Origin of the sequence: Exiguobacterium sp. S22-S28 (assembly GCF_043359615.1) — a bacterium.
Classification (GTDB): Bacteria; Bacillota; Bacilli; order Exiguobacteriales; family Exiguobacteriaceae; genus Exiguobacterium_A.
Genome location: NZ_JBHFFC010000014.1, coordinates 172,622 through 191,943, shown reverse-complemented (window position 1 = coordinate 191,943; position 19,322 = coordinate 172,622). Strand labels below are relative to the sequence as shown.

Below are 19,322 nucleotides of genomic sequence, written 5' to 3'. Positions count from 1 at the left end.
TTAACCGTGGTATGATAAAAGCATTATCTAATGAGAGGGAGGTGAGGATCTTTGGGAAGGCGTTGCTTAAAATCGGTCAGGTCGCGGAGGCCACCGGCTTATCAAAACGGACGATCGACTACTATACATCGCTCGGTTTATTAACAACAGAGCGGACAGCATCCGGCTATCGTTTGTATACGGAAGATGTCATCCAACATATTCAAAAGATTGAGTATTTAAAAACACAACGGCTGTCCCTGCAAGAGATTCTTGCTTTCTTCACCGAGCGTGAAGTCAAAACGGGTGATGCCATTTATCAGGAAGTACAGCAGCTTCAAAACACGGTCACGGGACTCGAACAGCGTCTGATGCAGGCGACGGATTTTGAGAAACAGGAGATTCGGCTTGAATTGTCGCGTCGGTTAACATTGATTGCTTCATTGATTGCTCAGCTGTAACAAAAAAATGGAGGTGACCCCTGTTTAGGGGATTTTGGATACTATATTATTTATCAATCTATTTTTAGTGGTGTTATTGATCGTGTTGACCGCGTTTTTCGTCGGATCAGAGTTTGCTGTCGTCAAGGTACGGATGTCGCGTCTGGATCAAATGATTCAGGAAGGAAACAAAAGTGCCATCTTGGCGAAAAAGATTGCCGGCGACCTGGATTATTATCTGTCTGCCTGTCAGCTTGGAATCACGGTCACGGCGCTTGGTCTTGGGGCACTCGGTGAACCGACCGTCGAAAAAATCTTACACCCGGTATTTGATGAATTTGGTGTGTCAGCTGCCGTCTCGACCTTATTGTCATTCGGGATTGCCTTTATTTCTGTGACGTTTTTACACGTCGTCATCGGAGAATTGGCACCGAAGACACTCGCGATTCAGTATGCGGAAAAAATGACCTTATTGTTTGCCCGTCCATTGTATATTTTCGGGAAAATCATGTACCCGTTCATTTGGTTGCTGAATGGTTCGGCCCGACTGTTCCTTGGATTATTTGGTGTCAAACCGGCTGGACACGAACAAGCCCACTCAGAAGATGAGTTGAAAATCATCATGGCACAAAGTTTCCAAAGCGGTGAAATCAATCAGACGGAACTTGCGCTCATGCAAAACGTCTTTGCGTTTGACGAGCATGTCGTCAAAGATTTGATGGTTCCACGGATGCGGATGGCGACGATCTCAGAACGGTTGTCAAAAGACGAATTGATGGAAATCTTCATGGACAATCCGTTTACGCGTTATCCGGTCACGGAAGAAAATGATAAAGACCGGATCCTTGGCTACATTAACGTCAAAGAGATGTTGACGGACTTCGCAAACGGGAATAACCATCCAGTCACACATTACGTGAAAGATTTACCGGTCGTCTCGGAAGTCACATCGCTCCAAGACACATTGCGTAAAATGAAGAAAACGCGCTCGCACATCGTATTGGTCGTTGACGAATACGGTGGAACAGCCGGAATCGTCGCAATGGAAGACTTGCTCGAAGAAATCGTCGGTGAGATCCGTGACGAGTTTGACACGGATGAAGTCGAAGAAATCCAAGAGTTGCCGAACAATGAGTATCTGATTGCCGGGACCGTACTGCTTGAAGATCTTGAATCCCGATTCGGCTTGACGTTTACGAACGATGAGGACGTTGATACGATCGGCGGTTGGATTCAGATGCACAACATCGATTTACAACCGGGAGAACATATCGATACGGAAGCCTTCTCAGTCGAAGTGATCGAGATGGAAAACTATCAGATCAATCAAATTAAATTATGGTTGCACCCGCTTGAACAAGCGGAATAACCTGTTGCGTCTTTCGCCTTGTGCGGAAGGCGCTTTTTTTCGGGAAAAGATCAGTCGGAAATTGAAATTCACGGCGAATGTGTAAAGAATACTCCGGTTGGTAGGGAAACGGTGAAGCGACCGGGAAAGAGTTAACAAGATTAAAACAGATAGTTCAATGAGAAGGGAGGTTTCCAGTGCTTGAGCAAATTCCGTTTTTACTCAGCCGTTTAGGCATGTTGGCTTTACTGGCCTTTTTATTATCGCAGTGGCGAACGTCACGGCACCTATTTCGGACTTCTTCGAGACGTGCCCATCACTTAGTGTTGTTAAGCGTGTTTGTCGTGTCCGGCATCTTGATGAATTATGCCGGGATCGGGCTGTCAGCGGACAAGACGATTGACCCGTTGCTTGGACTTGCGGTCTCACCGGATCAATGGATTATCGATACCCGACTAACGATTATCGTGACGAGTGGTCTGCTTGGCGGACCGCTTGTTGGAGGAGTGACCGGCTTGCTCGTAGGCTTTCACCGATTTTGGCTCGGATCGTTTGGTGCGGAATCCGGTTGGATCATCGCCGTTTTAGCAGGATTGTTGAGCGGGCTATACAGTCGACGCTGGCGGATGAAGGATCAGTATGCCTTGCTCCAACCGATCGGGATTGTCTTGAGTGCCGTCATTCTTGATATTGGGATTGCTCTGCTGTTAGCTTCAGATCAAGCGCTTGTCCTGGAATTGACCCGCCAGGCCGTCTTTCCGATGTTGTTCGTCAATGCCGTCGGAATCAGTGTGTTCATCGCGATTCTGCGAGCACAATTGAAGCTTGAGCATGAATTATTTGTCCGCGAGTCGGCGCGTGCGTATCGCCTGCTCGATGCCATCCGTCCGTTACGTAAACATGGATTGACGGTCGACGTCGCCCGTCAGATCGGCACGACGATTTTGGCTGAGACGAAGATCAACCGTATGGTATTGCTCGGAGCAGACGGGATTCTGGCGGATGTCCGAACGGGATACGATACCGCCGATTTGTTTCAACATCAGACGATTATCGAGTGGGTGGAAGCCGGCGTGGTCCACCGGTCGGAGGATCCGCTGACGCACCAAATCGTCTCGTTTCATCCACTGCAGATTGAAGGGAAAAAGGCCGGTATTGTCTGTTGGTTCCCGGCCAACTTGTTTGACGATACGATGGAACAGACGATGGAACAATTGGTCGGTTTGCTTGTCCGAGAACTGGTGCTGTATCAAGACAAGCAACTCGAGCAATCCCCGAACCAAACGATCAAACCGATTTTAAGTATTAATTATCTGCTTGGCATCGTCGATGAAATCCATCAAACGGCGGATCCGGATACACCGGTCAAACATCAGTTGGGTGCATTACGGCAACTCTTGACGACAGCTCGTCGGATGGATCTCTATCCGCTGCGCGAGGAATTGCTGACGCTGAAGTCGTACTTATCGCTTGAAGGGACGCGCCGGCATCATCCGTTGACATCTGCTGCCGTCACGATTGATCTCGACATCGAGACGACCGTCGAAGAACATTTTGTTTTTCCACTCCTTGTGACGCAACTGGTCGATAATGCGTTACGGCATGCTTTTCCCCAAAGCGGACCGAACCACCGGATCGACGTCCGGGCATATCAGGAGGAACGCCATTGGGTGCTAGAAGTAACGGACAATGGAATGGGGTTGTCGGTCGAGTTTTTGAAACGATGGGAACTGGACAAAAAGCTTGAAACGAGTAATCTCTTTTTGTTGCGCCGGGCATTGATGCGGCGATATGGAACCACTGCTCAGTGCACGATCCATTCACGAACCGGGAATGGAACACGGATCAAAATCGTCCTGCCGATGGAAACTGACTGGACCTGACAATCGTTCGATTCTGCCTGCTGGAATCGGACGATTGTTTTTTTTTAGCTGATCCTGGGTAAAAATGAAAGCAAGAGCAGATTGATACAGGAGGATAAGGCGCATGATTACAACAAAAGAAGTCGGGTATTCCGGCGAGCAACCGATCATCGCTTTTACATTGATGAATCGCAGTGGACACAGCGTAGAGCTACTCAATTTAGGCGGGAAAATCACGGCAATCCGCGTTCCGGATCAACATGGAACGATCGAAAATGTCGTCTTGGCCTTTGATGATATCGAAGAATATTTAGAAGATCCACATCATTTAGGAGCGACGATCGGACGGGTCGGTGGTCGGATTGCCAATGGAGCATTTGCGCTCGAAGGGATGAATTATATCCTCGAACAAAACGAAGGGGATCATCATCTGCATGGCGGAAGCATCAACTGGTCCAACCGATTTTTTGATCACGAAATCGAAAATGAAACCTTACATCTATTGTTGACGAGTCCGGATGGCGAAAACGGTTATCCGGGACAACTTGATGTCCGGTTGACGATTGACTGGACCGACGACGACGCGTTGATTTTAACGTACCACGCGACGACGACGGCTTCGACACCGTTCAGTCCGACGAACCACACGTATTTCAATTTGACGGGAAATGCGAAAACGACGATTGAGCAACACCGTTTGCGGATGGATGCACCATTTTATATTCCGTTAAATGAAGAATCGGTTCCGACGGGTGAGATTTTATCCGTCAATGAGACTGTCTTTGACTTCCGGACAGCGCGTTCTCTGTATGAAGTGACACATGCGAGTGATGAAGCATTACGTCAGGCCGGCAGCGGCGTTGATCACCCGTTCTTATTAAAAGAAGGCGGGGAAATTGTATTGGAAGAGCCGGTCAGCGGCCGGACACTCCGTGTCGAGACCGATCAACCGGGCGTTGTCGTCTATACGGGTAATCATCTGGCAGGAGACTTTACCATCGCCGGACGTCGCGCAACACCGTATCTTGGCATTTGTCTTGAGACCCAAGGGTTACCGGATGCCATCAATCAGCCGGATTTTCCGTCTGTCGTCTTGCGGGCAGGCGAGGTCTATGAAAAACGGACGACCTTCCAATTTAGTCGGATGCAGTAACGTTTTTTTGCTAACATCCTAAGCGAGTATGGTAGGATAAAGCGAGAAGAATCTAACGGAGGCATAGGAAAATGACTAAAATAGCATGGGTGACCGATAGTATGGCCTATTTCAAAAAGGAAGAGGCAGAAGCAATCGGCGTCAATGTCGTACCGATTCAAATTTTGCTCGGTGAGACAGCCTATAACGAAGATACGATTACCGTCGAACGGTTATTCCGGGCGCTTGAGGCAGACAAGAAGCTGGTTGCCAAAACTTCGCAACCAATTTTTGGGGAATTCGTCGGGACGTATGAACGATTAAAAGAAGAAGGATATGACTGTGCGATCGCTGTCCACTGTACGAACGGTTTATCGAGTACGGTGCAAAGCTCAGCATCGGCAGCGGAAGCAGCGAGCTTCCCGGTCCATATCATTGATTCCCATACGGCGTTTGAAAACCAACAGGAATTCATCCGTTACGGCATGGAGCTCGAAGCAGCAGGCAAGTCGGTCGAAGAAATTACGGCAGCCTTGCATGCACTGGCGAAGAAAACACATTTCTATATGATCGTCGGAAACATGGAGACGATGCGCCGGGGCGGACGTGTCTCGTCCGGTGATTTGTTCCTCGCCAACCTGCTCAGCATCAAACCGATTATCACGACGGACGAATCCGGAAAAATCGTCCCGTTTAAAAAAGCGCGGTCGCTGAAAAAAGCGTACGTTGAAATCATTAAACAGGTCGAAGAAGCGATGCGTCAGTACACGTTTTATAAAAACCGGATTTATGTCGCGACGACGATGGCACCTGAGATGGCAGCTGATTTACGGACACAAGTCGCAGCAAAGTTCCCGGAACTGACGGTGCTCGACGGCACGTTTGGTCCGGCAATCGGAACACACGCCGGAGCAGAAACAGTCGGCTTGTTTTGGCTGAATGACTAAAAAACAACGAAAAACCAGAAGCGATTCCTTGAGACAGGGAACCGATTCTGGTTTTTTTGCATGTAGATCAGGCAAGAATGATTCCTAAAAAAGCGGCACCAATCCCACAGAGGTAACTGAGTCCGAGATACAGCACCAATGTCTTTCGATTTTGATTCTGAACGAGTTGCAACGTCTCTAGCTTAAAGGTCGAAAACGTCGTAAACGAGCCGAGGAATCCGGTCCCGAGCAACAACGTCCAAGTCGAATCGAGGTGGGAGCCGATGACGAGACCGAGTAAAAACGAACCGAGCACATTGATGACGAACGTCGCCAGCGGAAAATCCTTTTTCCACAACGTTTTGGTCCACTGGCTTAAGGCGAAGCGGCTGATTGCCCCAAAAAAGGCACCGGTCGCAAGAGCGAGGAGATTCATGAGACCTCCTCCTTTTGAAAGCGGCGTAACCGGCGTGTTCCGAGGAGATAGCCAACGTAAGACAACAATAAACCGCCAAACAAACTGAGACTGATATAGGCGAACGCATAACTGTACACACCAGCCCGCAACAATTCAACCGATTCGACACTGAACGTCGAGAAGGTCGTGAAGGAACCGACAAAACCGGTTCCAAGTGCCGTCATCGCATACTGATGCAGTAAGGTCGTTTTAAATAAAAAATGTGTCGCGTATCCTAACACGAAGCAACCGATTAAATTGATGGTTAACGTCGCCCACGGGAACACACCCACCGCAACGTGTCCGACGAGCAGACCAAGACCATACCGGGCAGAGGCACCGAGTATACCGGCGAGCCCGACTAATAGATAGAGCATCAGGAGCCTCCTTTCACTCATTTTGTATTCAACATACGCTTTTCGGAAATCAAGCGTCAAGTCATGAAAATTTTCATGGAGACTAAACGTCATCTCAAAATCGGACGATAAGAAAGTGTATGAATCCAACAGAAGGAGTTTTGCAGATGGTCTCACCGCTTGAACGATTGAGTACAAAAATACTCTCTCGTCTGATTCCTGTATTGATTACAGTTGCCCATCCCTTGATTTTTATTTTTGCCCAAATCGGCTATGTTCCGATGAGCGTCTTTTATCAGTTTTTAGCCGGCGGACTGTTATTAACAGTCACGTTGCTTGCCGGAAATCAATTTTTTGGCGATAAAACGAGTGGGAAATACATTCAAATCGTCTTGACGTACCTCGTTCTTGCGCTGGTGATTGTGACTTTGCCGTCCCAAAGTATCTGGACGATTGCCTATCTCTATCTGGCAATCTCGATTGTCTATCTCATCCCGCACCTGGTCGTACTGGCGGGTGTACTCGGATTGTTTGAATTGGTTCTCTTTACACTGTTTGGAACGATCGTGTTTACGAATACGTTTGACATGATTGTCGCTTTCGTCATCTACTTGATGGTCTTCTTGGCAGCGACATTTGTCGCCGTATTTGGGCGAAATGTTATGCAGGAAGTGAAACGGCAACAAGAGAAGGCGGAGCACTATGCAGCAACCTCTCAATTGACACTCAGTCAATCGGCAGCGACCGCGACGGATGTTACGACGTTCGCGGAAGAGATGAGTGAAACGGTCGATACGGCAAAAGCCTCGTTTGAAAAAATTGATCAAGCGATGGAGATGTTAGCTGACAATTCTTCAAAAAATGCTCAGTCCGTCCGACAAATCAAACGGATGAACACCGATAATGTCGAGCTAATGGCAGATGTGGCAACAGCCGTCGATCGGGCACTTGCCCTCAGTTCGTCATCAAAAGTCACGGCAGAGCAAAGTCAGGCTACCATCAGCGAAGCCGGCGAGTCGTTACAACAATTAACCGAAAGCATGGATGAATCGGTCACCGCTTTTGGACAGCTCGCAGGACGCTTCAAGGAGATCGTCAGCATCACCTCGAGTATCAATGCGATTGCGACACAAACCAACCTGTTGAGCTTGAATGCCTCAATCGAAGCGGCACGTGCCGGTGAGTTCGGGAAAGGCTTCACCGTCGTGGCCCAGGAAATCCGCAATCTGTCCGCGCAGACGGCAGCCGCTTCGACGGAAATCAATCAGATCATCGAACGGGTCGATTGTGACGTCATGCATACCGGTAATTCGATTGATGCCAGTACCAACTTACTGCGGGAGCAGGAAGCACGGATGCAACGGAGTCAAACCGCGTTGCAGACGATCGCAACTGATTCGAACGATTCTGTACAAGCGATCAGCGGAGCGCAACAGCAATTCGTGACGATCACGAATAGTCTGACGAACATCGCACAGGCAACGGAACAGCTCGACGCCTTCATGGATCTGTTACTGACGAGCAGTGATCAACTGTCCGGATTGACACGGTCACAAGTCGAACAAATCGTTGATTTACAGCAAGCCATCCATACGTTAAATGCTACGGCATTAACACTGCAACAGACATCCCATGCCTGACACACGTGTACCGATTCTGACGAGTCGGTACACTTTTTTCGTTTGTCGCAAGTGGTGAACGGGAACAAGTAAGAGGTACAACAATCAGAGGAGGAAATGACATGAAAGCAGCCTATATTGAACAGTATGGTGGTTCGGAGCAATTTAAAGTGGGGGAACTGAACCGTCCGAGCATTGGAGCCGATGACGTCTTGATTGAGGTTTATGCAGCAAGTGTCAATCCCGTTGATTGGAAGTTGCGTGAAGGATACTTAAAAGAAATGCTTAGTTATGATATGCCGCTCGTCATCGGTTGGGACGTGTCCGGTATCATCGAAGAAGTCGGGGCGAATGTCACGGACTTGAAGGTCGGCGACAAAGTATTCAGCCGTCCGGATATCGCCCGTCAAGGGACTTATGCGGAATATGTCGCGGTCGACGCCCATCTTGTCGTCAAGAAACCGGAAACGCTGACATTTGAAGAAGCAGCGTCACTCCCGCTCGTCGCCCATACGGCATGGCAGGTCATGTTTGAAGTGATGGACGCGAAAGCAGGGGATAAAATCTTTATCGGTGCCGGTTCAGGCGGCGTCGGAACAGTCGCGATTCAACTCGCGAAAGCACACGGGCTGCATGTCATCACCTCGACGAGTACGAAAAACGTCGACTGGGTCAAAGCGCTCGGAGCAGACGAAGTCATCGACTACAAACAGGAAGACCCGGCAGATCGTGTCCGCGATCTTGATTTTGTGTTTGATACGATGGGCGGCGACGGACAGGCGAAGCTCTACCACATGCTTAAACCAAACGGAATGCTCGTCTCGATTTCCACACCACCCGACGAAGATCAAGCGAAGGAAGCACAGGCACGCGTCGCCTATGTCTTCATGCAACCGACAGGCGAGCGGTTGCAACACATTGCCGAAGCAGTTGAACGGGGAGAGTTAAAACCGGTTGTCGATCGGATTTTTGATTTAGACCAGATTAAAGAAGCGCATGATTACGGCGAAGAAGGTCATGCTAAAGGTAAAATTGTCATTAAAGTGAAGTGAGCAAGAAAACAGAACGGGTTTTCAAGTAGACGAAAGTCAATATCCTTATGAGATACACAGGCAAGACTTCGCTTTCCTCGGGCGAAACGTGAGCCTCCTCGTCGCATGTGCGACTTGCGGGGTCTCACCGGTTCCGCTTTTCCCGTAGGAGTCTTCGTCTTGCCTGCTTCTCTAGCAAGCTACTAAAAATCACACAAGAAAGCCGATCCTTCTTTTTTTCGAAAGAAGAGGGATCGGCTTTTTGCATGAAGCTGGATCTGATGGTCTCAATACACCTGTTCGGTTGCTAACAGTCGATCGAGTAACTGTAACGTATCCGGCTGACGGACGAGCATCTGTTGCAAGTGTGGTAGTTCTGCCTGCAGAAATTCCCGGTAGAGCTGAGCCGCTTCGCCATGCATGGCCGGAACGAGAACCGCATAAATCGCTTCCAGGCGCAGACGTGGAGCGTCCGGTAAATAATCAGGAATCGTCTTTAAGCCGAGTTGTGCCCGGTCGGGAACATAACGGTGCAGCAACACTTTGGCGAATTTCGTCAAGGCACTCCGCAACATTTCAACCGCCCATAAGGCATTGCCGCGTCCGGCCGCTTTTTGGTATTGGAATAGGAACCAGATCGCATCAATCGCTTCGTCTTCTGCTTCTTGTGTACTCAGTGCCAAAGAAGACGTATCGGTATAGCGCTCGAGTTGTCCGGCCGGATCGTACAGAACACGGATCGTATCGTGGTGATTCAAGGAATCGAGTGTCACCGTAAACAAATCAATATGTAAGAGGTCGTCATAGACGGCAATCAACTGCGGGGCGACGATGAAGATGTCGTCTTTCCAGATGATGGGTCGGTAAGCAGACAGATGATCCATCCGACGTGTCAGGAAGTCAGGCATTGTGTCATCGGCGACCAGGCAATAGAGGTCAATATCTGAATAGACATCTTCCTCTCCACGGCCAAATGATCCTTTCAGAAAGACGGCTTCGACAGCCGGATCTTGTTTTAAGCTTTCAAGCAACTGTTCAATCGCATAAAGTTGACGCATTGGTTTCGCTCCCTTACGTAGTTTATTCCGTCAGTTTACTTAAATGGATACTAAATGGCAATTGTAAATGTTAAAATATTCTTAAAAATCAAGAGGAGATGAGCGAAATGGCGACGACTGTGCCGGAAACGATTCGAACATCGGCAACAACAGGAGAACGTCTGTTGTTTCGAACACTAAAAGAATATCTACCGGATGACTATATCGTTTATTTTGAACCGGAAATCAAAGGAGTACGCCCTGATTTTGTCATTATCGGACCTGATATTGGTTTGCTGGTATTAGAAGTTAAAGATTATACAAGCAATACGTTGTACCAATTAAATCAAGATCAGTGGACCATTCAATCGACGAGCGGGAATTTACATACAGTTAAAAGTCCATTGGTCCAAGCGAGAGAATATGCTTTTAAAGTGGTCGACGTATTAAAAAAAGACAAAAATTTGATTCAAGGCAGCGGGAAATATCAATTTCAGCTTAAGTTCCCTTACGGTTACGGCGTCGTATTCACCCGTCTGTCAGAACAGCAGATTGTCAAAAATCAGTTGTATCATGTAATCGATATGGAATCGATGCTGGCACGTGAGTCGATTAACCCGGAAGATGATCTTTTTTCGGAAGAACAACTTATTGAGCGCTTGATTGGAATGTTTAAAGTGAACTTTAGATTAAAAGAGCCGCTGACGTATGAAGAGATTAATACCATCCGGTACTATCTGTTTCCGGAAGTCCGACTAGGTGCAGAATTTCAAAAAACGATTCCTCATCAAGATCAATTACTGTTGTCATTGTATGACATCAAAACAATGGATTTGCATCAAGAAAATCTGGCAAAACAGATCGGAGATCGCCATCGGATGATTCGAGGTGTGGCGGGAAGCGGGAAAACGCTTATTTTAGCGAGTCGTGCTAAAATGCTGGCAAAACAGCATCCGGATTGGAAAATTCTTATTCTTTGTTACAACATTTCATTGTCACAAAACATCAAACATATGGTGCAAGCGATGTATGCCCAGCCGGAAGATTTATTTGATTATGCTTATGAACAGGGAGACGCAGTAACAGGTAAGATTCCTGAGAATCTCCATATTTTGAATTTTCACCAATGGTTAAAGCAAAGTCTCAAAACATCAGAGCAGCGGATTGATGGACTGATTGAGTCGCTTGAAAAAAATGAAGCGATTGTTCCCAAATACGATGCGATATTAATCGATGAAGGACAAGATTTTCAGATGTCTTGGTTGCATCTTGTCAGCCTGTGTTTAAATCCTGAGACACAATCTCTTTTACTTGTAGAGGATCGTGCGCAATCGATCTATAAGAAAAAAGGAAGTTACGTAAAAGAAACGGGACTCGATTTTAGAGGACGCTCAAAGATCCTGAACATCAATTATCGAAACACGTCACAAATCGTTAAGTTTGCATGGGAGTTTTTCCAAAATCATTCTGTGCTAAAAAATAAAGTTGTATCAGGACAAACGGAAAGTGTCGAATTGATTTCACCGTTAAGTACCCGGCGAAAAGGACCAGAAGTAGCTCTAATGAAGGTTGACCATTTTGCGAAGGAAGTGGATTTAGTCGCAAGACAAATCTTACGGCTAAATCAGACGAAGCAGGTACCATTCTCAGAGATGCTGATCCTATATCGGGTAAAGCGAACGCATAAACATGATGTCGTTGATGCCCTACGCCGGAGCCTAACTCGATACGGCATTTCGTATCAATGGATATCTGAGAATGAAGCATCCAAACGTTCTTATAATCCGGAATCAAACAGCGTTAAGCTGAGTACAATCGACAGCAGTAAAGGACTGGACTTTCAAGCTGTTTTCATGATTAAGGTAGACTTAATGCCGTTTCCTCTGGAAAAAGATGTCGAACGTGAAGTTTCTTTAATGTACATCGGCATGACGCGAGCGAAAGAATATTTATACCTGTCCTACTCAGATGAGTCCGAGTTCACGACATATCTAGATCAAGTCAAGACAGCTCAATCATCTGAGTCATCTAAACAAGCATAGTAAAAACTTACGGGGGGGAGATGGACACACCATGTGATTGTTCTTTCTGCGCCAAATGGTCGACGTGTTTTTCGCCCCACGCGTTGATGGCGTTGAGGACGGGAATGAGCGTCTTGCCATAATCGGTCAGTGAATATTCGACACGGGGCGGGACAACCTGATAGATTTCCCGGTGGACAATATCGTTCAGTTCCAGTTCCCGGAGCTGGGCCGTCAGCATTTTTTGCGTGATGTTTGGCAGATGCCGTTTCAGCTCGCTGAAGCGAAGGGTGTCATGGGTAATTAATTCGAGCAAAATCGACGGTTTCCATTTTCCGGTCAGAATTTCGAGTGCGGTCTCGACGCGACAGCTGGGTGTCTGTTCCATCATGGTGCCTCCTTCGTGGTATCGTTTAGGATACTATACCACCTTTTAGTGCCTACTTCCGTTCCGGTCGCTCCTGATGGATAATGAACACACGAAGCGAATCCATGAGGAGGAAAAAAGATGAACATTGACCCAAACATTACACTCGGACCCGTCCGTTTACGGATTACGAATTTAGCTCAATCGATTACCTTTTACCGTGATTCACTCGGCTTGACGGTCTTGGCACAAGACGAACAGACGGCCACACTCGGTGCCAAAACGACACCGCTCGTAGTGCTCGACCAGCACAGTACGGCAAAACAACTGCCGAACAATTCGGTGGCCGGCTTGTATCATTTTGCAATTTTATTGCCGAACCGAAAAGAGCTCGGATTTGTCATCCGTAATCTGATTGCCCAAGGGGTTGAACTCGGACAAGGCGATCATCTCGTCAGCGAAGCGTTTTATTTATCGGATCCGGACGGGAACGGCATTGAAATTTATGCCGATCGTCCACGCGAGACGTGGACCTACGAAGCGAACGGTGACGTCAAGATGACGACCGATCCGGTTGACTGGCAAAGCATGCTCGTTGAAGCGGGTGAGGAAGAGTGGTACGGAATGCCGGCGGACACCGTCATGGGGCACGTTCATTTCCACGTCAAATCGCTGGAAGCGGCGCGGAAGTTTTATGTCGAGACGCTCGGCTTTGATGTGGCAGCGGATGCTTCGCGGATGCGGGCATTGTTCCTTGCTGCCGGTGGCTATCATCACCATATCGGAACAAACGTCTGGGCAGGTGTTGATGCGCCGGAAACACCATCGGACGCCGTTGGACTTTCGTACTGGACACTGATTTATCCGACCGATGCATCACGTGAAGCAGCAGTTTCGGCAATCGAACAGACATCGTATGAGATGAAACGGACGGACGACGCTATTTACGTCACGGATGACGCAGGAATCACCGCGCGTTTGCTTATAAAATGATGGATGGACATAGAAAAAAGCGATTTCGGTAGTAATCGAAATCGCTTTTTTGCGTGATATTCAGTTTTGCCCGGATAAGGCAGATGGGGCGTTGCCGTCATATCGGCTGATCAGTTCATACGGTCTGACTTTATATAAGGCATGCGGGAAGTAATGTGGATCCATCGCATCAAGCGTCCGTAACTGGAAGTGTTCCCGCTTGATATACGTATTGATATTGTCGCGTGTCAGCGGGAAGAACCCGACTTCCGCCGTTTCCCCTTCTTGCGGACGAAGTTCTCCGCTTGTGTACGTACCGCGGAAAGCAACGCAGAGCACGTGGCTCGAGATGTTTTGATAAATCCCCGTGATGCCGTCGATTGTGACATCCGCGCCGGTTTCTTCTTTGACTTCCCGCTTGATGGCATCAAGAATCGATTCATGGTTTTCGACCTGACCGCCCGGCATCTCATACGTGTCACCACGATGGAGATTGCGGACAAGCAGAACTTCTCCGGCTTCGTTCGTGATATAAGCGGTGACGCTGACGATGGCACGCGGCGGGGCATAAACACCGGTCGCCGTCAAAAAGTCTTCCGTTGATTTAATATAAAGGTTTTTTCCGAGACGAGCGCGTTTTTTCATCGCTTCGCGGCGCAGCGTGCTGCCACGGACGTCCCGGTCGACTTGTTCGTAATGTTCACGATCACGGTATTCCCAGATCGCAATGACTTCATCTTCTGCTTCGTTTACCCAGCGACCGACAAGACGGGCGCCATGGCTGATTTGTAACGGGTAGAGATACGTGTGAAAGAACTCGGTAAATTCCTGCAGTCGTTCCGGGCGAATCGTATAGGTCTTCCGGCGATGTAACATGGAAATTCCTCCTCTATCGTTTCAGCAGTTATGTTCTTAGACTACCTTCTCGTACTCGAAACGAAATCCCTGCTTTTCCCCGGAATCCGTTCACGAAAAAACGACTTCGCGTCATGCGAAGTCGTTTGGGATGTGTCGTTCAATGAATCGTTTCAGGAGGCACCGCTGAGATCCGCATCAAGCAATTTCACGCGGCTTTTTTTCATCGAGAATCGATGTGTTGCGTTTGACGGCATGCACGATTTTCGCGATGGCACCATCACCTGCAACGTTAGCAGCTGTGCCGAAGCTGTCTTGGGCGATATACAGGGCAATCGCCAGACTGACCATCGTTTGGTCAAATCCGAGCATCGACACAAACAGTCCGGTCGCAGCCATGACAGCCCCGCCTGGAACGCCCGGTGCAGCAATCATCGTGACGCCGAGAGCGAGAATGAACGGGAAGATTTGACCAAATGTCACCGGCAGATTGTTCAAGTAAAGAATCGCAATGACGACAGAGGTCAATGTGATGGTTGAGCCGGCGAGGTGAATCGTCGCACAGAGCGGGGCGACGAAATTGGCGACTTCCTCATCGGTATCGTTCGCCTTCGTTTGACGCAGCGTAACCGGAATCGTCGCTGCCGAAGACTGTGTCCCGATGGCAGTGAAGTAAGCCGGCATCATCGTTTTGAGAAGGCGGAACGGATTTTCTTTATTGACGATGCCTGCGATGACATATTGAAGCGTCAGCATGACAAAATGCAAGACGATGATGACGACGAAGACAAGGGCAAAGACAGAGAGGATTTCTGCGACTTGACCGGCATACGTCATGTTCATGAAGATACCCGCGATGTGGAATGGAAGTAACGGGATGATGACTTTCGCAATCATGAGTTCAATGATGCTGCGGAAATCAACCGCAAGTTCCAACAGTCGGTCACTCTTGACGGCAGCGATTCCGATGCCGAACACGAATGCCATGACAAGGGCTGTCATGACGCCGAAGACCGGCGGGATTTCGATTTCCATGAAGCCTTTCAACAACGCTTCTTCCGGGTTTTCCATCTTGCCGAATGAGCCGCTCAACATTTTAGGGAAGAGGCTGACGGCCGTTCCATAAGCGAGGAGTCCGGCGGTAACCGTTGACAGGTAAGCGATGAGGGCAGTGATGCCAACCAGCTTTCCGGCACCTTTACCAAGTTCTCCGATCCCGGGAACGATAAAGCCGAGGATGATGAGTGGGATGGCGAACGATAAGAATTGACCAAATATGCCGTTAAACGTTACAAAAGAACGGACGATCCAATCGAAGCGTTCGGTGACGAGACTACCTACTATAATTCCAAATGCGATGGCGATCACGATACGTCCCAGTAGACCAATGTTAAACTTCAAACCAATCATCCTTTCTCAAAAGAGTAGTAAATCTGAATAGGTGCTATTTTCGCACATTCAAAATAGTATTACCACCGTGTTTGAATCATTCCGATTATTTCGAAAACAGAAACCGGTTGCAGGGTTTTCTGAAAAAATGCTTGATTACTTTAGTACAGCCACTTCTAATCGAAACAATGTACAGATTTAAAATCATATTTTTAGGATATCGTGAAAATATAAGAACTAGTTAAGAAAAGAAAAGGGCTCAACTATAGAAAAAAAGGGCATACTTGAACTATAGAGAGAAAAAAGAGGGAAGTGAGAGAATCATGGATTTTATGGCGTTGGTCCGGTTAGCGGGCGGCATTATGTTTACCCCTTTATCGGATGATGTGCTGATGATGGGACACGTTGCATTACGATTACGGGAAGGCATTCATCCGATTTTGATTTGGCTTGCGGCATGGCCGGTCTTTTTTATTGCGTTTACTTGGTTTTATCTGCTCGCACGTTTTTTCCGGGAGATCCCGCTCGTGAAACGTTTCATGAAATCCAAATTTCTGGAACAGGCCGAGTCGATTTTGGAACGCCGCGGGTTGTGGGCAATCGGGTTATCGTTCTTTTTACCGGGTGTCCGGCACCCGATTCATTACGTTGCCGGGTTGCTCGGTTATCCGTTACCGCGCTATTTGGCGATGACATTCGCTGCGGCAGGTCTCTACACCGGGTTATGGACGTTTTTGATTGTTCGAATCGGAGAGGCAGTCACATGGTCGGAGCTTTGGATGTGGTTAACTCAAAATCCGAGTATGGTGCTGCTGATCTTAGCTGTTTTGTTAACGGTAGTTGTTTCAAGTGTCGTACATGCGAAACGTCGGCAACGCATTAAAAAAGAAGAAAGTTACGTGACGGAATAAGACAACTGAACACTGAGAAGTGGACAGGTTGTCTTTTTTACATAAAAAGCCCCCCTTCAGAAACGAATTCTGAAGGGGGGCTTTGTTCATCCATTAATCTTATGCGTTTTGACGTTTGCGAGCGAGGACGATTCCGGCTGCACCGAGTGCGAGACCGAAGAGTGCGATCGCACCAGTCGTTGCTGCTGTGTTGTTGTCGCTCATGCCGCCGTTACCTGTGTTTGGCATTGAGCCTGGTGTACCGTCCATGAACTTCTCTGGTGATTGTTTGACGATTGCGTCACCGAGGTTTGCCCCCACGCCGTACATGTAAGCGTAAGACTCACGGAACGTATCAACCGATCCTTTGTAGTCGCCTTCAACATACTGCATGAACGTGTCTTGGACATAAGTCTCGTGGCCAGATACGGCTTCTTGTGCTGCTTTTGTCGGAAGGTTTTCTTCCGTTGCTGCGCCAAGGAACGCACCGAAGTCATTTGAGAACATTTTGAGCATCTCTTGAGCGTCACCCATCAATTTCTTGTCGTCATTGATGGCTGCTGTGACAAGGTTGGCTTGTGCTTCGATGTGGTTTTTCGTCCAAACTTGCTCGAACTGGTCCGCGCCTGCTTGACCGTAAACCGATTTCATTGCTGCTTTGAAGTCAGCTGTGTGCATGTCTTCCGCCCAGTTTGCTGCATCGTAGTCTTTCGCTTGATCGACGCCTGCTGTCATGCTGATGTTAGCCAGTGCGACGTGCTCTGCTGCCAGACTGTTGAGTGTTGACCGGAGGTCAGCTGCTTTTGTATCCGCTTTTGTGTTGTCGAACTTCTCAGGCATTTGTGTTGTGATTGCGACTGAGAGTGCTTTCGAGATGTCATACATGCGGCTGTATCCTTCGCGGAACGTGTTGTACGATCCTTCGTAGTCACCGGCTGCATATTGTTGGAATGTTTTATAGACGTCCGCTTCATGGGCACGGAGAACTTCTTCCGCTGCTGCCTTCGGCAGTTTACCTTCTGTTGCTGTATCAAGGAAGCTCGAGAGGTCTTGGACGAATTCTTCCGTTTCCGCTTTTGAAGCGTTGATGCCGTCTTGGTCGTCCGCTTTCACGGCTTTGACGAGATCTGTTGTGTATTTGTTATGGTCGACGAAGATTTTCTCGAACTGTTTCGCGCCTTCTTCACCGTAGACCGATGCGATTGCTGGTGTCATGTCGAGTGCGTTCTGTTTGAGAGCCGCTTCGTAATATTCTGCGTCTTTTGATCCGTCATATTGTTTTTTCATGTCCATGACGGCAAGCACGAAGTGCTCAGAGAGTAGTTGATCAAGTGTTGCACGAAGGTCAGCGGCTTTTGTTTTGACCGTGACGTTTTTCGCGCCGTCCTCATGTTTCATCTCATCTCCGCCACCAGAAGCGAATGCTGCTGTTCCTGGTAATACGAGTGCTGCTGCCATTGCTGTTGCTGCGAATTTTTTCGTGTTTTTCATTTTGTCTCATCCTCTCAAATTTGGGTGTGTATTTTAACCAATCTGGTAATTCATTTCCTCATCGTTCTGAACAGCATACGCACCCGGATTTGATTTGGATTTAAAAAAGATTAAAAAATATGGAAAGATTTCAAAATCATTTAGAGAATTTGTAAAAAAGTAAGTACTATCATATAGAAGTTATGAAGTGATTGTGGAGAAAGAACTCATAATCTCACTTAATTAATACGCAGAGATAATGACATAAATCCAAAAATCTTATTATTCTATTACCATTTGACTTTAAGTATTTCAGTTGTAACAAAATCACTTTATTTTACTAAAGCAAAACAAAGCGAGATTACGTTTACTTCTAAACAAAAGGATAAATCCTTAGTGAAAAGTAATCGTATTCTCGCGAAACTATTTTTTATGGTATATCCTACAAAAAACAAGATGGATTGGAGTAGAAAATACATATTTTTTCGAATAGTAGAATGGTAATAGAATTCATTTTTTATACCTGTTTTAAAAAGTGACGACGCAAATGGTTAAAAGTAGCAGTAGCATTCTTTACTTGAATTTTTTCTTGTATGATGCCACGATCAATCCACCAAATTTCGTCAGCGAGTTGCGAAGCGATATCTAATTGATGAGTAGAGAATATGATTGAGCATCCTCTTGCTGCTTCTTCTTTAATTATAAGTGACAACTCATTCATCCAACTGGGGTCTAACCCATTTGTTGGCTCATCTAGTAGAAGAATTGCTGGTCGAGTAACGAGTGCTTGAGCAAGAAGGAGACGTTGACGCATGCCTTTTGAAAGCATTGAAATTTTTTTATCCTGATGTTCTAAAAGACCAACACGCTCTAAAATAGATTTTTCAGATACTTGGCCTTGCATCGCGGTTAAATAATCGTAGGTTTCTCCAACAGTCCATATGGCTTCGAATTCAAAATCATCCGGCATGAAGGCAACTGACGTGGTATCTATTTGGATGGAACCTACAGTTGGTCGAATCGAGCGAGTAAGTAGATTTAGAATGGTGGATTTTCCAGCACCGTTTGGTCCGCTTAGGGCAAGAATTGTACCAGCTTGTATCGTTTCGGACATCGGCTGTAACGCCCACGTTTTCTTGTATCGTTTGCCGACATCTTGAAAGTAAATCAT

General features: G+C 47.4%; 18 protein-coding genes and 1 pseudogene. 10 read left to right on the top strand and 9 right to left on the bottom strand.

Annotated elements, in window-relative coordinates; translation table 11 throughout:
* Positions 1-62 precede the first annotated feature (62 nt).
* From ACHA8N_RS04200 to ACHA8N_RS04180, 5 genes are all read left to right on the top strand, one after another.
* A complete protein-coding gene (locus ACHA8N_RS04200) occupies positions 63-440 on the top strand; it encodes a MerR family transcriptional regulator (RefSeq protein WP_251135656.1) in 378 nt (125 codons plus the stop codon).
* Positions 441-474: 34 nt separating this feature from the next.
* Positions 475-1,788 (top strand): hemolysin family protein, encoded by a 1,314-nt coding sequence (locus ACHA8N_RS04195; RefSeq protein WP_147511610.1) that lies wholly within the window; start codon positions 475-477, stop codon positions 1,786-1,788.
* 176 nt (positions 1,789-1,964) lie between these two features.
* Positions 1,965-3,650, top strand: coding sequence for a LytS/YhcK type 5TM receptor domain-containing protein (locus ACHA8N_RS04190; RefSeq protein ID WP_393964838.1), 1,686 nt, complete (start codon positions 1,965-1,967; stop codon positions 3,648-3,650).
* A 103-nt stretch (positions 3,651-3,753) separates the two neighbouring features.
* A complete protein-coding gene (locus ACHA8N_RS04185; protein WP_393964837.1) occupies positions 3,754-4,782 on the top strand; it encodes an aldose epimerase family protein in 1,029 nt (342 codons plus the stop codon).
* A 71-nt stretch (positions 4,783-4,853) separates the two neighbouring features.
* Entirely contained in the window at positions 4,854-5,708 is an 855-nt protein-coding gene (locus tag ACHA8N_RS04180; protein WP_393964836.1) for a DegV family protein, read from the top strand.
* Positions 5,709-5,775: 67 nt separating this feature from the next.
* Here ACHA8N_RS04180 and crcB (ACHA8N_RS04175) read toward each other — a convergent pair whose 3' ends face one another.
* Positions 5,776-6,123 carry a fluoride efflux transporter CrcB gene (gene crcB, locus ACHA8N_RS04175; protein WP_393964835.1) on the bottom strand — a complete coding sequence of 116 codons (348 nt, stop codon included), beginning with the start codon at positions 6,121-6,123 and terminating at the stop codon, positions 5,776-5,778.
* Positions 6,120-6,521 (bottom strand): fluoride efflux transporter CrcB, encoded by a 402-nt coding sequence (crcB, locus tag ACHA8N_RS04170; RefSeq protein ID WP_393964834.1) that lies wholly within the window; start codon positions 6,519-6,521, stop codon positions 6,120-6,122. The genes crcB (ACHA8N_RS04175) and crcB (ACHA8N_RS04170) overlap by 4 nt, the downstream gene beginning before the upstream one ends.
* Before the next feature lie 119 nt (positions 6,522-6,640).
* Between crcB (ACHA8N_RS04170) and ACHA8N_RS04165 the strand changes: the two genes are divergently transcribed.
* Positions 6,641-8,140, top strand: coding sequence for a methyl-accepting chemotaxis protein (locus ACHA8N_RS04165; RefSeq protein ID WP_393964833.1), 1,500 nt, complete (start codon positions 6,641-6,643; stop codon positions 8,138-8,140).
* Between the two features lie 101 nt (positions 8,141-8,241).
* A complete protein-coding gene (locus ACHA8N_RS04160) occupies positions 8,242-9,171 on the top strand; it encodes an NADP-dependent oxidoreductase (RefSeq protein WP_393964832.1) in 930 nt (309 codons plus the stop codon).
* Here ACHA8N_RS04160 and ACHA8N_RS04155 read toward each other — a convergent pair.
* Positions 9,135-9,333 (bottom strand): annotated as a pseudogene (locus ACHA8N_RS04155) (hypothetical protein); the annotation flags it as partial. The gene ACHA8N_RS04160 and the pseudogene ACHA8N_RS04155 overlap by 37 nt on opposite strands.
* A gap of 104 nt (positions 9,334-9,437) precedes the next feature.
* Positions 9,438-10,208 (bottom strand): nucleotidyltransferase domain-containing protein, encoded by a 771-nt coding sequence (locus ACHA8N_RS04150; RefSeq protein ID WP_393964831.1) that lies wholly within the window; start codon positions 10,206-10,208, stop codon positions 9,438-9,440.
* A gap of 107 nt (positions 10,209-10,315) precedes the next feature.
* On the opposite strand from ACHA8N_RS04150, the gene ACHA8N_RS04145 reads away from it, so the two are divergent.
* Positions 10,316-12,229, top strand: a complete 1,914-nt coding sequence (locus ACHA8N_RS04145; RefSeq protein WP_393964830.1) for a 3'-5' exonuclease — start codon at positions 10,316-10,318, stop codon at positions 12,227-12,229.
* A 7-nt stretch (positions 12,230-12,236) separates the two neighbouring features.
* On the opposite strand, the gene ACHA8N_RS04140 is transcribed toward ACHA8N_RS04145, so the two are convergent.
* Positions 12,237-12,596: a winged helix-turn-helix transcriptional regulator gene (locus ACHA8N_RS04140; protein WP_393964829.1), complete on the bottom strand. Its 360-nt coding sequence runs from the start codon at positions 12,594-12,596 to the stop codon at positions 12,237-12,239.
* A gap of 120 nt (positions 12,597-12,716) precedes the next feature.
* Here ACHA8N_RS04140 and ACHA8N_RS04135 point away from each other — a divergent pair, with 120 nt between their 5' ends.
* On the top strand, positions 12,717-13,568 hold the full coding sequence (locus ACHA8N_RS04135; RefSeq protein WP_393964828.1) for a VOC family protein: 852 nt from the start codon (positions 12,717-12,719) through the stop codon (positions 13,566-13,568).
* Between the two features lie 60 nt (positions 13,569-13,628).
* Here the strand turns inward: ACHA8N_RS04135 and ACHA8N_RS04130 are convergent, their stop codons facing one another.
* A complete protein-coding gene (locus tag ACHA8N_RS04130; protein WP_393964827.1) occupies positions 13,629-14,423 on the bottom strand; it encodes an NUDIX domain-containing protein in 795 nt (264 codons plus the stop codon).
* 177 nt (positions 14,424-14,600) lie between these two features.
* A complete protein-coding gene (locus tag ACHA8N_RS04125; RefSeq protein ID WP_393964826.1) occupies positions 14,601-15,812 on the bottom strand; it encodes a dicarboxylate/amino acid:cation symporter in 1,212 nt (403 codons plus the stop codon).
* 302 nt (positions 15,813-16,114) lie between these two features.
* Here ACHA8N_RS04125 and ACHA8N_RS04120 point away from each other — a divergent pair, with 302 nt between their 5' ends.
* Positions 16,115-16,702: a DedA family protein gene (locus ACHA8N_RS04120; protein WP_119923753.1), complete on the top strand. Its 588-nt coding sequence runs from the start codon at positions 16,115-16,117 to the stop codon at positions 16,700-16,702.
* A gap of 99 nt (positions 16,703-16,801) precedes the next feature.
* On the opposite strand, the gene ACHA8N_RS04115 is transcribed toward ACHA8N_RS04120, so the two are convergent.
* Both ACHA8N_RS04115 and ACHA8N_RS04110 read right to left on the bottom strand, forming a co-directional pair.
* On the bottom strand, positions 16,802-18,172 hold the full coding sequence (locus tag ACHA8N_RS04115) for a copper amine oxidase (protein ID WP_026831948.1): 1,371 nt from the start codon (positions 18,170-18,172) through the stop codon (positions 16,802-16,804).
* Positions 18,173-18,668: 496 nt separating this feature from the next.
* The gene (locus ACHA8N_RS04110; protein WP_393964825.1) at positions 18,669-19,322 is read right to left on the bottom strand and encodes an ABC transporter ATP-binding protein; all 654 of its coding nucleotides are present in this window, start codon (positions 19,320-19,322) and stop codon (positions 18,669-18,671) included.